Here is a 14,758-nt window from a genome sequence, read left to right on the forward strand (position 1 = left end):
GAGCGGTGGACTAGGGTAAACACAGCCGAACGCGCGAGCGGGTGAGCGGCCGCTCACCCGTCTGTGATCAGAAGCTCGCTCTTGGTGTAGGACGTGCATGCCTCTCGGCGGGGGCAGGCGGATCCTGGAGGTCGAGTGGACGGCGGCGAAGCTGTCCACGATCCGCGCTGGCCGTCGTGGGCCACGCTGGTCGCCCGCCTGCAGTCCGAGCTCGACCTCGAACGGAAGCAGCGGACCGCACAGGCCGTGGTGGAGCTCGCCAAAGGCGTCCTCATTGAACGCCTGCGCTGTTCCCCCGCGGAAGCCGCTGCCCAACTGGCACGGCTCGCCGGCCAGACCGGCGTGCCAGTGTGGGAACTCGCGCTCGACCTCGTCGACCAGACTGCCCTCGACGATATCGCCCACTCGGATCTGCCTGTCAGCCGGCGGCGTGAGGCACGGCTCGCGCAGGTCGAGGCGCACACCGCGGCCGGCGACGACGTCGCCACCGTGGTGTTCGACCAGATGCTCGCGGGGTCAGGAGCACAGTCGGTGGCGCTGTGGGCGTTGGAGCCCGACGGCAGTCTCGGACTGGTAGGACACACCGGTCTCAGCTCACTCGACGCCAGCCGCTGGTCACGTGTGCCGCCGCAGTTCGACAGCCTCCCCCTGCGCGTCCTCCACGACGCGGCCGCCCAGTGGTGGCCCCGCGGCGTCCCACCCGGCGAACCCGTCCCCACGACCGGGAGCCGAGCGGCAGCACGGGCGCTGCTCCCCATGACCGACACAGGCACCCTGGTCGGGGTGATGGAGGTCTGCTGGCCCGAATCCGTCGCGGAGTTCGACGTCGTGCTTCGGCGTCAGTTGCTCGCGGCTGCTCAGGTGGCGGTGCAGGCACTCTTTCTGCACGGGGACCCGTCGCGTGACCAGCGAGCTCAATGGCTGCCGGCTCTCCTGGACGGGCTGTTCGAATCCGGGATGCTCGCGCGCGCGGTCCGGGACTCGGCTGGAGGCGTCGTCGACCTCCACGTCGACCACGTCACCGAGGGCTTCGTCGACCCAGCCGGCCGCAGCCGCGCCGAACTGCTCGACCGCCGGTTCCGCACCCTCTACCCGCTTACCGCGATGCCCGGCGGACTGTTCGAACACCTGCGTCAGGCCATGGCTGTCGAGAAGCCCTTTTACGCCCGTCAGTTCCCCGTCCAGGTGCTCGTCGAGGGCGCTGTGAAGGTGGTCGACCTCGAGGTCCGCGCGGTCGGACTGTTCGACGGGATCGTGATCGGGTGGCGGGCTGCCGACCACAGCGCTCAGCTTCGGGCCTTGTTGGAGAACGCGGAGAAGCTGGGTCAGCTCGGCGGCTGGGAACAGGACCTCGCCACAGGTGAGGTGCTGTGGACCGACAACGCGCACGCCGTGTTCCGCCGCCCTCGGCCACAGCTCCCGATCCGGCTCGAAGAGCTGGACGGTCACGCCCACCCCGAGGACGCCGAGCGGGTGCGCCTGTTCCGGGACAGTCTCGTCCGGCTGGGACGACCGGCGGTGAGTGCGTTCCGCCTGATGCACTCCGACGGCTCGGCCCGCAGCATCCGTGCCTTCGGCGAACCGGTCACCGCGCCCGACGGCACCCGGACCGCCGTGCGCGGGGCCTACCAGGACATCACCGCCGCCTACGGCGCCCACGTGGCCCTCGCTGCCACCCGTGACCGGCTCGCCGAAGCGGAACGGCTTTCTGAGGACAGACAACGGCTTGCGCTCCGCCTGCAACAGGCGATCATCGCCACCTCATCGCCGCTGCCGCGATCAGCGCGGCTGGACATCGCGGTCCGCTACCGGCCGGCGGAACAGGACGATCTCGTCGGTGGTGACTGGTACAGCGCGGTGACCATGCCCACCGGCGACGTCCTGCTTGTCGTCGGCGACATCGCCGGCCACGGCATCGACGCCGTCACCGCCATGGTCAACCTGCGCTACAGCCTCCGGGGCCTCGCCGTCACCGGAGCAGGGCCGGCTCAGCTCCTCGGCTGGCTCAACACGATCACCCATCACCTCACCGACCAGGTCACCGGGACCGCGATCTGCGGGCGCTACGACCCCCTCACCCGGACGCTGCGGTGGTCCCAGGCCGGGCACCTCCCGCCGGTGCTCCTGCGTGACGGCCGCGCCCGCCACCTCCCGGTCCCCGAAGGCATTCTGCTCGGCGTGGTCGACGACGCCGAGTACGAGGAGCGCACCACCGTCCTCGAACGTGACGACATCCTCCTGATGTTCACCGACGGACTGGTCGAACGACGGGGGACCTCGCTGGACGAATCCCTGGAAGCGTTGTTCCGTCTCGCGGAACGTCCAGTAGACGACGTCGAGGCGTACGCCGACCATCTCCTGGCAGGCGCTGCGTCCGACACCGACGACGACACCTGCCTCATCGCCGTCCACGTCCGATGATCACCTGTGCTCGTGGCTCGTGATGTCTCACGCGCGGCGCTCCTCCAGGGCAGCGTCCGGTCCTACGCATGCGAGCCGAGCGCGGCATGACGACCGGTACCCCGGCCGGCGTCGACCACCCGGTGGCTGGCACGCTCGTTGACGGGGCGGTGTGTCGGCTCGCTGTGGACGGGCACGCTGAGATCGTGACGGCATTTGTCGTTTCAATGTGCCCGGCCTGCCGCCCGAGCGACTGCTTGGCCTGCGGTCCGCGAGCCTGGCCACGTTCGGCGCGGTGCAGGCTCGAATCGGCGAGCAGGGGAGCGGCTACATCACCACGACCTTCGGTCCCGCGGCCTGGCGGGACGTCTGGATCTGTCCCTGGCGCAACGGTCTTCATCCCGGAGGATGAAGCCCGGGCACACGCCACGTTTACCGCTCCGGCTTCTGAACAGACTTCGGTCAGATCTGGTTCCGGCAGGCCCCGATGTTGGAGGTGCAGTGGCAGCTTTGGGTAACGAGCAGCAGCGCCCGAAACAGGAGCAGACCTGGCCTGGCGAGTCATTGGCGATGGTCCCGCCACCCAAAGGCGAAATTTCTGCCTATGTGGGGAGGAACCTGCTTCGCGAGCGAGTCGCCCTGATTGCCGGTGGAGATTCCAGAATCGGTCGGGCACCGCCTGAGGGTGCTGACGAAAGGATTCTGCGCCGCCCCGGGGACGGGAGCCCGGCTGCGTGGAGTTCACCTCGTCAAGATTCGGAGGACATGAAATGTCGACGGACGCCATCGTGCTCCTGAAGGAAGACCACAAGGCGATCAAGGCTGCGTTCAAGCGTTTCCAGGAAGCGGGGGAGAAAGCCTACGCTGCCAAGGGCAGGCTTGCCGACAAGTTCATCGAACTACTCACGGTGCATACCTACATCGAGAACGAGGTCATGTATCCGGAGGTGCGTGGGCTGCTGCCGGTGCTGGAGGACGACATCCTCGAATCGTACGAGGAGCACCATGTCGCCGATCTCCTTGCCGTGGAGCTGGCCGCGCTCTCGCCGGAGGCGGAGCGTTTCAGCGCCAAGGCGGCGGTTCTGATCGAGAGTGTGACGCACCACATCGACGAGGAAGAACGGGAGTTTTTTCCCCGGGTTCGTGATGGACTCGGCCGCAAGCAGCTTTCCGAGATCGGGGAACGGCTGCTGGAGGCGAAGGAGAAGGCTCCGCACAACCCGGCCCATCCGAGCGCCCTCAAGAAGGCTGTTGACGCCGTCATCAAGTAGCCACGCCGGTTCCAGCACTGTGGATGGTGTTGTCACCGCTCCGGACCGGGTGTGGGGTCGGGGGGAGTCGCCGTGGGGGTGTTCACGAGTCGCTGCGGTTGCGGGCCGCCGCGGTGGCTCGCCGGTTCTCCTTCCTGATGGCCGCTATGAGGTCCGCCTTCCGCATTGTCGAACGACCTGGTATTCCGAGGTCTCTCGCGATGCCGCGCAGGTGTGCGACGGAGGCGTTGGCGTCGACGCCTTCCGCCGTCGGAGACGGATGGCGGAGCGCCTGCCGGGTCGGCTTCGCCGCCTGCTCGTCCGAGGGACCGGGAGCTGCTTTCGGCTGCCAGTGGTCGCCGGTCTTCTCATGGGTGTGCTTGAGGGAGGCGAAGGCCGCTCGGTGCGCCCGCTCTCCTTCCCCGTAGGTCTCCACGGCCGAATCGTGTGTCTTCTTCCAGGTGCGCACGGCCTTGTCGTCCGAACGGGCCACTGTCGACGGGACCTCGGAGCGGGCCCGCTGTGCCTGCTGCTTCTTGCTGATCATGGCGTACCGATCTCCTCTCGCCCGACTCGTCGATCCGGGCGGAGAGCTGAAGCCAGGCCGGCACGGTAGCGTCCGGCCGGCACCGTCGATCGTCGGTGCTCTCGCTCGAGCCGATCGAGCAGCTTGCCGGCGGGCCGCTGGGCGCCGCCGGGAGACGACGTACGGGACGCTTACCCGTGCCCAGGCCCGGCACACGCTCCGTGTACTTCGGAGGGGGTACTCGGCGGTTACTGCGATCGGAGCGGGTACGCCCGAAAAGAACGGGGCCGGCCGATACGGAGGGTGTTATGCGTACACCGACATCTGCTCGTCAGGAGGTAGAGGCCAAGTTCGACGTCGACCTGACGTTCGTCGTTCCACCGCTGACGGGCCTGGCGGGGATCGCTTCTGCCGCAGGGCCGACCGAGAAGCGTCTCGACGCCGTCTACTACGACACCGACGATCTTCGGCTGGCTCGCCACCGCATCACGCTGCGCCGCAGGCAGGGCGGAGGTGACGCGGGATGGCATCTCAAGCTGCCGCTTTCCGGCGCCACCCGGGACGAGATCCGCCGCCCCCTGAACGTCATCGAACGAGATCCGTCCCGCGAGGGCACCGTCCCGGGCGAGTTCGCCGACGTCGTCGCCGCCACCACGCGGGGCCGGCCGCTGGCCCCCGTCGCGCGGGTACGAACCGTCCGTCGCGCGACGACGCTGCGCGCCCCCGACGGACATGACCTGGCTGAACTCGCCGACGACGAGGTCCACGCCCAGGCGCTCGGCTCGGCGACAACAGTGTCCTGCTGGCGTGAGATCGAGGTCGAGGCCCTCGGCGACGATCCCCGCGTCCTGCCGGCGGCCGGCGCGGTCCTGTGCGGTGCCGGGGCACGGCCAGCCGCCTGGCCATCCAAACTCGTCCGGGCACTCGGATCGCAGGTGCCCACGGAACTCCCCGAGCTCCGTGAACCACCCAGCCGGGTCGCCGGGGCTGAGGAGACCGCGGGTGAGATCGTCCGCGGCTACCTGGCGACCCACACCCGGGCCCTGCTGGCCGCCGACGCCCGCGTGCGCCTCGGCGACCCCGAGTCCGTACACGACCTGCGAGTCGCCGCCCGTCGGCTGCGGAGCTCCTTGCGCACGTTCCGGCAGCTGTTCGACCCGATCCCCGCCGGCGCGCTGCAGGACCGGCTGCGAAAGCTCAACCTGTTGCTCAACCCGGCCCGGGACGGTGAGGTCCAGCTCGAGCGGTTCACCGCCGCGATCGACGCGCTCGACGACCGCGACCTGCTCGGCCCGGTCGCCGCCCGGGTTCAGGGCCACCTGCGCTCGCAACACCTGCGCGGCCGTGAACAGGCCCTTGTCTGGATGCGTGACGCCCGGTACCTGACGTTTCTCGATGACCTGATCGCCTTCGTCGCGGAGCCACCGTACTCGGCGCGGGGTTACCGCCCGGCCGGCGCGGCACTGCGCATACCGATCCGCAAAGCCGACCGCAAGCTGCGCCGCCGGGTCGACCGGGCCCTGCACACCCCCGCCGGCGCCGGCCAGGACGCCGCCCTGCACGCCGCGCGGAAGGCCGCGAAACAGCTGCGCTACGCCGCCGAGACCGCCACACCGGTCTACGGGGAGGACGCCGGGAAGCATGCCCGGCGAGCCAAGAAGATCCAGAACAGCCTGGGCGAGCACCAGGACTGCGTGATCGCCCAGGGCGTCCTGCGCGAGTTCGCGATCGCCGCCAACCAGGCCGGCGAATCCTCGTTCACCTACGGCCTCCTTCTCGGCGCCGAACGGGAACAGGCCCACCTGACCAGGGACACCTTCACCGCGCGCTGGCCCGAACTCGCTCGCCGGCGCCACCGCCGCTGGTTGCGCTGAGCGCCCTGTACGTGCCATGAGGGAGGCGTACGTGCCGTGAGGAGGTCCCCCTCCGTCTCGCGGTCGCAGGGACACCGCGCCGCGAACCACACGTTTGCGCCGACATCGAGTGGGCACGGGGACGCACACAGGAGTGTTTCGGGTCGGCTCGCCCTCCACGGACCCGGGAGTGGCCGACAGACCTGATGTAGGAGACATGCCAGCCGACGATCCGGCGGACGGGCGACGGGCATCCCAGATGGCCGCGGGCAGCGGGCTCGCCACTGTCGCGAGTCGTTGCCTTGAGGAGTTCGGAACGCTGGTGGGCCAGGCTCCCGAGCGGGTCACCGGGGCACGCAGGACAGAGTCCGGGTGGTCGTTCCTGGTCGATCTGACCGAGCTGGAACGCATTCCGTCGACTACCAGCGTGATCGCCACCTACCGACTCGATGTTGACGACACAGGCTGCCTGCTGGGGTACGAGCGGCTGCGCAGGTTCGTGCGCGGCGCCACCGACTAACCGCCGACTAGCCGCCGGTATGCGGTCCAGGCCGGGGGCCATGCTCCGTGGACCTGGGGGCACTGTGATTTTCGGAAGATCGATTTTCGGAAGATCGTGAGTCATGGCGATAGACCGTGCTCCCCTCGCCGCCCCGCGGCTGCGAACGCTGAGCGGGCCGCATTCGGACTCTCTCGCTGACGTGCTGGAGCGGGTGCTCGACAAGGGAGTCGTCATCGTCGGTGACGTGGTCATCAGTGTTCTCGACGTGGAGCTCCTCACGCTCAAGCTGCGCCTTTTCATCGCATCGGCCGATACCGCCCGCGAGATGGGCCTGGACTGGTGGACCACCGACCCCTTCTACAGCAGCGAGGCACGGTCGTTGCAACAGGAGCAGGAACGGGAACTGCGCGAGGAGACGGTGCGGGCGCTGCACGCTGAGAACGATGAACTGCGCTCCAGGCTCGCCCTGTTGGAGAGCTCGTCCGGCCAGGCTCTTCCCTACCGGGAACCGGATGCGGTCGAGTCCTCTATGCGGTCGCCCGCCGGGCGCCGGGCGGCGGCCCGCCGGGACGAGTCGCGGCCGTTCTGGGAGGAGGATGCCGGAAGGAGGTCGGACCGTGGACGCGGCCGACGCTGATCTCGGCGTTGTCGAAGAGCTGGCGGCCCGGCTCGCGCCCGGCGTGCTGGCCGACGCCGTGGCCGAGGCCCGCGAGGTCGCGCGTGCGCGGCTGGCGCAGCTCCTGGCCCAGGAGATCACCAGAGCCGCCTGTGAGCGAACGGCAGCAGGCGCGCCCTCGTCCGCAGCGGGCCTGCCCTCGTCCGGGGCAGCCCGCGCATCGGTATCCGGCCCGGCCCGGCCGGAGTCCCGCGGCGACCGCCGGGTCGCAGCCGAGCGCCCCGCCACACCTCACGATGGCCCGGTGCCGGCTTTCCGCAAGGGCCCTGAGCCCGGTGACCGGGACGTCCCTCAGCCTGGCGGTCGCGACGGACCCTGGGCCAGCGGTCGCGATGGCCGGCCAGTGGGAAGCGAGCGGAATCAGGCGCTCTACGCCTATGGAATCGTCCCTGCCGGTACCGATGTCGATGACCTGCCGGGCCTCGCCGCGGACACCGCTGCCCGTGCCGTCACGCGGGGCGGGGTCTCACTGGTGGTCTCGGCCATCGACCCGGCGCTGCTGCGCGACATCGACGAGGACCTTTCCGAGACGGGACGTCTCGCCGCCCTGGCACGCGGCCATGACCAGGTGCTGCGGGAGCTGCAGGACCGTGCCGCGGTGCTGCCCCTGCGGTTCGGCACCGTCCTCGCCGGCGAACGTGAGGCCGTGGGCGTTCTCGACGATCCCGAGTCCGAGCTGACCGGCGCGCTCGACGCGCTGCGCGGCGCCCGCGAGTGGGGTTTTCGGATCGACGCCGAACACCCGACCGCACCCGACGCGGCTGGCGTCGCCGCGGACGAGCCGCCCCCGGCCGGCTATGTCGACGCCGCGGAACCGGCCGGTGCGGGATCGACCGAGGGCAGCGACACCACCACCAGCCCGGGCGCGGGTACCGCGTATCTGACGGCCCGCCGAGACGAGCTGCGCGAGGAGGAACGACAGCGCGAGGAGATCTCCCGCCTCGTGGACCGGACGCGCCGGGAGCTGCTCGCGCACGCGCGGGACGTCGCCCGCCGCCCGAGCCGGCCGGACCGGATCCTCGACTGCGCCTACCTTGTCGACCGCGACGAGGAGGAGGAGTTCCTCGACGCGGCCGAGCGGCTGGCCCCGCCGCTGGCGGAGGTCGGTTACGCCGCCGTGGTGACAGGGCCGTGGCCGCCCTACTCCTTCGTCCATCTGACTCTCGGCGGGAACGGCGCGACCGGCCGCGGAGCCGAGCGCGGGCCGGGAGCCGCGCCGGGCTCTTCGGAGGCGGCTGCCGGTGCGGCGGCGGGAGTCAGACGATCCGACCGGTTCGCCGTCCCGCACGGGGGTCGGCCGGATGACGGTGCGCTGTACGAACCAGGTGAGGAGCGTGACTGATCAGCGATTCGTCCCGACACCGCGGTACCGCGGTGGTGACGGCGATACCCGGCGATGGCCACGGGGCCGGACGGAACGGCTGCCAGGACGGGGAGTGCCAGGGCTGGAAGGGCTGCCGCAGCGCTCCCTGGGACCGGCACGCCGCTCGGCGCCCGGAGCCGCCGCGGCGCCCTCGGGCCGCCCGGGGCGCACCGCGCGGACCTCGGCACAGCCGCTCGCGGACCTGTTGGACAGGCTTGTCGACACCGGCGCGGTCGTCAGCGGCGACGTGGTCGTCGCACTAGCCGGGGTGGACCTCCTTCGGGTCGATCTCCGTCTGCTCCTGGTCGGCGTCCAGACCGCGCTCGAAGGAGCCGGCGAGGTCCGGCCATGACGACCGGCGGGCATCGTGACGGGCATCGTGACGGGCATCGTGACGGCCGGCGCCTGCGACTCGACGCGGACCCACAGGACGTCGGGCGCGGGCTCGGTCAGCTCGTCGTGGTCGTCCTCGAGCTGCTCCGAGAGGTCCTGGAGCGGCAGGCCATCCGCCGGGTGGAGGGCGGTGGGCTGACCGCCACACAGATCGACGATCTCGGCCGTGCGCTGTTGGAGATCCGCGCCAGTCTGGTGCAGGTACGCGAATCACTGGGGCTGTCGGCCGAGGAGGCTGAGACCGCCGTCGCGAGGGCCGGCCGACTGCTCGCCGCGGACGACGCCTGGCCCGGCCCGCGGGCCGCGGCCGATCCCAGCGCGAACCCCCGAGGATCCGCTCCCCGGGAGAAGGCGAGGACTGTGTCATGACCGTCGCCAGCTATCCCATGGGACGGGCCCCCAGGCCCAGCGGCCTGGCAGACGTCCTCGACGTGGTGCTCGACAAGGGCATCGTCATCGACGCCTACGTACGCGTCGCGCTGGTCGGCATCGAGATCCTCACGATCGACGCGCGCATCGTGATCGCCAGCGTCGACACCTACCTCCGGTTCGCCGAAGCCGTGAACCGGCTGGACATCCAACCGAAGGAGCAGGTGGCGGGGCTGCCGGGGCTCATGCGCGAGGTGACCGACGGCACGTCCCGCAACAAGGTCAAGGGGGCCCTGGGCGGGCTCAAGGACACCGCCGAGGATGTCGCCGAGGTACTGCGCGGCTCGCCGTCCCACTCCGCCGACGACGCGCGGGGCCTGCCTGTCGGGCGATCCGCTCCGGCGGAGCGCCGAGGCGGCCGGGGAGGCTGAGCCATGCCTGTCGTGCTCTACGGAATAGTCCGGGCCGATCACCCTCTCCCGGGCCAGGAGCCGGGCGCTGGCTCCGGCTCGGAGCTTGGCATCGGACACCCGGCGGCACCGCTGCGCCTGGTGCGCTCGGGGCCGCTCGCCGCGGCCGTCAGCCCGACGACGGACGTCGGCGAGCTGGGCGAAAAAGAAGCCGTCAGGCACCTGGAGATCCTCCAGCGGCTGCTCGCCGACGGCCCGGTGCTCCCGGTGCGACTGGGAACGGTCGCCCCGGACGACGACGCGGTCCGCACCGAGGTCCTCGAACCCGTCCAGGACAGCCTCCCCGAGCAGCTGGACGCGATCGACGGGCTGGTCGAGCTGTATCTCGACATAGAAGAGGAAGAGCAGACCGAACTCGCGGAAGCGGTCGCCGCGACCCCGCTGGCATACGCTCCGCCTCCGGATGATCTCGACGCCCGGATCCAGCTCGGCCAGCGGATCGCGGACCTCGTCGTCGCGCGCCGGACCGCACAGGCGGAGGAGATCCTTGACGACCTGCGCCCGCTGGCACGCGCGGACCGGCCGCGCAGGCATCACGGCGGCCCGGAGGACCCGGCCCTCAGCTGGGCGTTTCTCGTACCCGCTGACAGGCTGCCCGACTTCGACGCGGCCGTGGAGCGCGTCCGGGCGGCCCGCCCGTCCCTGAAGGTCGACTACGTCGGACCGCTGCCGGCGGTCGACTTCGTCGACTTCCCGGCCCGCGTCCTCACCGCAGAGCCCGCCGCGAACACCACCGGCGACACCTTCGGCGGTTCGGGCCGATGGGGCTGGGGCGGAGACGGCGAACAGCGGAACACCAGCGAGGCCGCCATCCGCGCGGGCGCCAGCCCTGTGAGCGGCAGCCCTGCGGGCGACAGGCGCGCGGGCAACGGCGGCACGCGCGACGACCGGAAGCGAAAGGAGCCCTGATGAGCAACGTCAAATGCGCCTTGGCCCTGATGGGAGGGTATGTCCTTGGCCGGACGAAGAAGGCCAAGGCGGCCATCAGCCTGGGCTTGTGGCTCTCTGGCCGCAACTACCACCCGAAGGACATCCTGCGCGACCAGGCAGGCCGACTCGCGCGCTCCACCGACGGCGAGCAGTTGATCAATCAGCTCAGGGGGCCGGCGACCGAAGCTGGTCGCCGCGCCGCGGTCGCGATGTACGAGGCCCAGATCAACCGGCTTTCCGACACGCTGGCGCAGCGAACCGAGCGGCTGACAGCCGCACTGGGCGGCTCGGAGCAGCTCGCCCGCGACGAGGGCGAGGCAGTGCGCGGCGCCGTGGAGGATGTCGCCACCTCGGTGGTGCCTGGCACCAGCCACAACGGTGACAGCGGTTCGGGTGACAGCGGTTCGCCGGGCCGCGGCGACGACACGAGCACGACCGGCCAGCACGACACAGGCCAGAACGGAGCAGGCCAGGACCGCAGCGCCGTGGACGGCCACGACGCCGCCGACCGTAGCGTTCCCGACAGATCTGGCGGGCGGCGCAGGGATGCCCTCCGTGGCCCGCGCGAGCGGATGGCGCAGGCATCGACCGGTGGAGGTTCGCGATGACGCGGCCGACGGAGCATCCGAACGGGCTGACCGGAGCTCTCCTGAGCAATCCGGCCACCAGAAGGCTCGCCGACCAGGTGCAGGACCTTGCGAAGGCGGGCGGCAGCCGGCTGGCCGGCAGTATCGGCGAACGCCTCGCGTCCAGCACGGACAGACTCAATCACCTGGGCGACTCCAACGGGCAGACCTCGTCGCTCGTCGACGGCGCGAAACGCCTGGCCGAGGGCCAGTCTCCGCTCAGGGCGGCTGCCGGGTCGGTCCTGTCCAACGTCAAGGACAAGGTGACGGGGGCTCTCGGCGCTGCCAAGGGCCGGGCTGGCGGGAAAGGGGGCCCACCCAAGGCGACGAACATCGAGGAGGCGGTGGACATCGGCGTCCCGGTATCCGTGGCCTTCGACCAGTGGACCCAGTATCCCGAGTTCGCCAAGTTCATGAAGGGGGTCGAGGCGGTCGAAACCAAGAGCGAGACCGAGCAGAACTGGCGGGTCAAGGTTTTCAAGTCCCGGCGCAGCTGGCAGGCGAAGGTCACCGAACAGGTCCCGGACCGCCGGATCGCCTGGACCTCCGAAGGAGCGAAAGGTTCCGTCAAGGGTGCAGTCACCTTCCACCCGCTCGCCGACGACCTGACCCGTGTGCTGCTGGCCATGGAGTACTACCCCAGCGGGTTCATGGAGAAGACCGGGAACCTGTGGCGGGCCGGCGGGCGGCGAGCCCGGCTGGATCTGAAGCACTTCCGCCGCTTCATCACGCTCCGCGGCGAGGCCACCGGTTCCTGGCGAGGCGAGATCCGTGACGGTGAAGTCGTGCGCTCGCCGGACGAGGACGACTCCGGCGAGAACGGCGAGCAGAAACTGAGCGCCGAAACTGCGCAGGCCGCGGAATCCAGAGACCAGAACTCGGGAACCGACAAGCCGGCCGGTGCCGAGAAGCCCGTCCATGCCTGACACGTCTGGCAGAGGCATGCCACGCCGGGTGTCACCGCCCGGTTCTCGGGCAGGCCCCCGGAGCGAGGGCGCGGGGTGTGCGCCGGTGCGGTGCGGCCGATAAGGGGGCAGGCATGTTCTACGACCCGGTCGAGTACACCTTCTATGCCTGGTGCGTCGAACGGCTGCTCAGCTCAGCATCGGTAGCCCCGTACCTGCGTGATGGTGTTGTCGAACTCGGGGCCGGGTCGGGCCTGCCGATCGTCGAGGCGCTGCGGCGCTGCGAGATGCCGGTTCAGGCCCGCGGCTTCGAGCGCGATCCGGAATCGTTCCGGATCGCCAGCCGGCTGGCGGCGCTGAAGGCGCCGCCCGGCTACTCCGTCGAGCCAGGTGACTTCTTCGACCGGGGCCTCGACGGCCCGGAGCGGGTCGCGATCGCCAACCCGCCCTACCTGGCCGCCCCTACGGGTAAAACGTCCGCCCCTGAGCTGTGGGGCGGTGAAAGCGGCGCGGAGGTGACGTGTCGGATGCTGTCCGGGCCGTTTGACGTCCTCATGCTCATGATGGCCTCGATCGCGGACCCCGTCGGGGTGATCGACCATGCCGCGCGCTCGGGCTATCTCGTCGTCGACTGGTGCGCCCGGCCGAATCGTTGTCCGATCGGGTCGGTGGTCTGCCTGGATACCAGGCGCGTCGGGCGAGCCGCGACATGGAGGCCTATGTGTCGACCACACCGTGCTCGGACAGTCCACCAGAGGAGCGGGTTGATCCCCCGCAGGGTCGGGGGATCGGAGCACTCGCCACCTCGGCGCTGGTGGGAGACCTGGTTCGGCTCGAACTGCTCAGCCATGGCCATGCCCGCGACCTGATGGTCTCGGCCGAGGAGGACCGCAGCTCCTACGCCTTCACCTGGGTACCCACCGCTGCGGAGGTGAGCGGCTACATCGATGCCCAGCTCGCCCGTGCCGCGGCCGGATCGGTGGTGCCCTACGCACAGGTGGCGGTGGCGACCGGCCGCGCCGTAGGGGCGACTGCCTATCTGGAGTTCCGGCCCTGGCCCCAGGGGATCGGAGTGTGCGCGGTCGAGGTCGGGTTCACCTGGCTGGCCTCATCCGCACAGGGCACCGGCATCAACACCGAAGCCAAGCTGTTGCTGTTCGGCAACGCGTTCGAGCGTTGCGGCGCCGCCCGTGTCGATCTCAAGACCGACGCCCGTAACCGCCGCTCCCGCGCAGCGATCGAGGGCGTTGGTTGCACCTTCGAAGGTGTGCTCCGGAACTGGTCGAAATCCTGGGCGCCTGGCGAGGACGGCCTCCTGCGAGATTCCGCGATGTATTCGATCATCGCGTCGGAATGGCCTGATCGTCGCACCCGGCTGAGGGCACGGCTGGCCAGGGCCCACCCGCCGGACGGCTGGCGCACTCACGATGATCGTGCTCCCGGCAGCAGCAGCTGACGCTGACGTACGGCGGCACAGCGAGCGGCCGGTTCTGTCCGCCACCGCCCCGTAACCTGCTGACCTGGGTACATGATCAACTTGGCTGTACGCCGTGATGGTCGTGCGAGCCGGAAATCCATCGCTGCGGCGGTCGTGGATGTTCCGCGGCCAGGGCGTGGTGAGTTCTCGGACTTGACCGGGCCTGAGTTCTACGGGTTCGACGGGGCGCCGCTGGCCCCGCCGGCCGCACGGGCCGGGCCTTCTGGCGCCGAGGTCCGCCCGGACGCGTGAGCGGACTGGGTCGACTCCGCTGCCGGCTGCCTCAGCAGTCCGTCGACCAGCGCGTTCAGCATGACGGCGAAGGTGCGGCCGCGGTTCGGCGGACGGCTGAGTGTGGCGGTCACGGTCGGGTCGAGCGATGGAACGATGGCGTCGGCGACAACGTCGCCGACGGCCTGTTCCGGCCAGTCGCGGGCGACATGGCCGACCGTCACATGATCGCCGACGAGCTGGACGACGGCATTGGTCGCGTCGGCGACCTGAGCCCCGTGCAGGCCCGCCCGGGCGAATTCGCCTGCCAGTGCCAGCCGGGCCGGCCCCAGCAGCGCCAGCAGGATTCCCCGCTGATGGGCCAGCTCCACCAGCCCGCGGTGTTCGTTGATGTTCCCCAGCAAGGAGGTGGCGGCCGACACGATGCGTTCCGCGGGCGACGCGCCGACGACGCCTACCGCGCCGATCGTGTCGCCCATCTGGCCGAGGACGGTGTCGAGAAGCTCGTCCCGGTTGCCGACGTGCCAGTAGATCGCGGTCGGCGCCACGCCCAGCTCGGCCGCGAGCCTGCGCATCGAGAACTGCTGGTAGCCGTCCCGCTCCAGCAGCGATCGGGCAGCGGCGATCACCTGGTCCGGGGTGAGGGCATCTCGCACAGTCCGGATGTTACCTACCTGCCACCCTCATCAATTTGCCACACGTACCGCGAAAATTCGCCAGCGCCGCGCGGTATTCGTCGTACCGATCACGTCCTGATCTCGGGTTTGACATTCGTAATGGCTCGTCG

16 protein-coding genes are annotated in these 14,758 nt (G+C 70.3%); 14 read left to right on the forward strand and 2 right to left on the reverse strand.

All coding sequences use genetic code 11. The features are described from left to right. Nucleotides 1-135: 135 nt before the first annotated feature. The gene (locus ACG83_RS12980) at nucleotides 136-2,421 is read left to right on the forward strand and encodes a SpoIIE family protein phosphatase (RefSeq protein ID WP_054566355.1); all 2,286 of its coding nucleotides are present in this window, start codon (nucleotides 136-138) and stop codon (nucleotides 2,419-2,421) included. A gap of 749 nt (nucleotides 2,422-3,170) precedes the next feature. Further along, the gene (locus tag ACG83_RS12990) at nucleotides 3,171-3,671 is read left to right on the forward strand and encodes a hemerythrin domain-containing protein (protein WP_054566357.1); all 501 of its coding nucleotides are present in this window, start codon (nucleotides 3,171-3,173) and stop codon (nucleotides 3,669-3,671) included. Between the two features lie 82 nt (nucleotides 3,672-3,753). Here the strand turns inward: ACG83_RS12990 and ACG83_RS12995 are convergent, their stop codons facing one another. Then, entirely contained in the window at nucleotides 3,754-4,197 is a 444-nt protein-coding gene (locus tag ACG83_RS12995) for a ChaB family protein (protein WP_054566358.1), read from the reverse strand. A gap of 287 nt (nucleotides 4,198-4,484) precedes the next feature. On the opposite strand from ACG83_RS12995, the gene ACG83_RS13000 reads away from it, so the two are divergent. From ACG83_RS13000 to ACG83_RS13055, 12 genes are all read left to right on the forward strand, one after another. After that, on the forward strand, nucleotides 4,485-6,050 hold the full coding sequence (locus ACG83_RS13000; protein WP_054566359.1) for a CYTH and CHAD domain-containing protein: 1,566 nt from the start codon (nucleotides 4,485-4,487) through the stop codon (nucleotides 6,048-6,050). Nucleotides 6,051-6,246: 196 nt separating this feature from the next. Further along, nucleotides 6,247-6,549: a gas vesicle protein GvpO gene (gvpO, locus tag ACG83_RS13005; RefSeq protein ID WP_076834368.1), complete on the forward strand. Its 303-nt coding sequence runs from the start codon at nucleotides 6,247-6,249 to the stop codon at nucleotides 6,547-6,549. A 103-nt stretch (nucleotides 6,550-6,652) separates the two neighbouring features. Next, entirely contained in the window at nucleotides 6,653-7,168 is a 516-nt protein-coding gene (gvpJ, locus tag ACG83_RS13010) for a gas vesicle protein GvpJ (protein ID WP_054566360.1), read from the forward strand. Continuing rightward, on the forward strand, nucleotides 7,149-8,549 hold the full coding sequence (locus tag ACG83_RS13015; RefSeq protein WP_054566361.1) for a GvpL/GvpF family gas vesicle protein: 1,401 nt from the start codon (nucleotides 7,149-7,151) through the stop codon (nucleotides 8,547-8,549). Before gvpJ (ACG83_RS13010) ends, ACG83_RS13015 begins: the two co-directional genes overlap by 20 nt. Nucleotides 8,550-8,643: 94 nt before the next feature. Next, nucleotides 8,644-8,922 (forward strand): gas vesicle protein GvpJ, encoded by a 279-nt coding sequence (gvpJ, locus tag ACG83_RS44115; RefSeq protein WP_235497856.1) that lies wholly within the window; start codon nucleotides 8,644-8,646, stop codon nucleotides 8,920-8,922. Continuing rightward, nucleotides 8,919-9,332, forward strand: a complete 414-nt coding sequence (gene gvpK, locus ACG83_RS13025; protein ID WP_054566362.1) for a gas vesicle protein GvpK — start codon at nucleotides 8,919-8,921, stop codon at nucleotides 9,330-9,332. The genes gvpJ (ACG83_RS44115) and gvpK overlap by 4 nt, the downstream gene beginning before the upstream one ends. Further along, entirely contained in the window at nucleotides 9,329-9,763 is a 435-nt protein-coding gene (locus tag ACG83_RS13030) for a gas vesicle structural protein GvpA (RefSeq protein ID WP_054566363.1), read from the forward strand. The genes gvpK and ACG83_RS13030 overlap by 4 nt, the downstream gene beginning before the upstream one ends. A gap of 3 nt (nucleotides 9,764-9,766) precedes the next feature. Then, nucleotides 9,767-10,711 (forward strand): GvpL/GvpF family gas vesicle protein, encoded by a 945-nt coding sequence (locus tag ACG83_RS13035; RefSeq protein WP_083473181.1) that lies wholly within the window; start codon nucleotides 9,767-9,769, stop codon nucleotides 10,709-10,711. Then, complete coding sequence (locus ACG83_RS13040) at nucleotides 10,711-11,340, forward strand: hypothetical protein (RefSeq protein WP_054566364.1); 630 nt, start codon at nucleotides 10,711-10,713, stop codon at nucleotides 11,338-11,340. The genes ACG83_RS13035 and ACG83_RS13040 overlap by 1 nt, the downstream gene beginning before the upstream one ends. After that, a complete protein-coding gene (locus ACG83_RS13045) occupies nucleotides 11,337-12,284 on the forward strand; it encodes an SRPBCC family protein (protein ID WP_054566365.1) in 948 nt (315 codons plus the stop codon). Before ACG83_RS13040 ends, ACG83_RS13045 begins: the two co-directional genes overlap by 4 nt. Before the next feature lie 113 nt (nucleotides 12,285-12,397). Continuing rightward, nucleotides 12,398-13,132 carry a methyltransferase gene (locus ACG83_RS13050; protein WP_235497857.1) on the forward strand — a complete coding sequence of 245 codons (735 nt, stop codon included), beginning with the start codon at nucleotides 12,398-12,400 and terminating at the stop codon, nucleotides 13,130-13,132. Next, the gene (locus ACG83_RS13055) at nucleotides 13,132-13,719 is read left to right on the forward strand and encodes a GNAT family protein (RefSeq protein WP_347280174.1); all 588 of its coding nucleotides are present in this window, start codon (nucleotides 13,132-13,134) and stop codon (nucleotides 13,717-13,719) included. The genes ACG83_RS13050 and ACG83_RS13055 overlap by 1 nt, the downstream gene beginning before the upstream one ends. A 191-nt stretch (nucleotides 13,720-13,910) precedes the next feature. Here ACG83_RS13055 and ACG83_RS13060 read toward each other — a convergent pair whose 3' ends face one another. Beyond that, nucleotides 13,911-14,627, reverse strand: coding sequence for a TetR/AcrR family transcriptional regulator (locus ACG83_RS13060; protein ID WP_054566366.1), 717 nt, complete (start codon nucleotides 14,625-14,627; stop codon nucleotides 13,911-13,913). Nucleotides 14,628-14,758 lie beyond the last annotated feature (131 nt).

Source organism: Frankia sp. R43, assembly GCF_001306465.1.
GTDB classification, from domain to species: domain Bacteria; phylum Actinomycetota; class Actinomycetes; order Frankiales; family Frankiaceae; genus Parafrankia; species Parafrankia irregularis.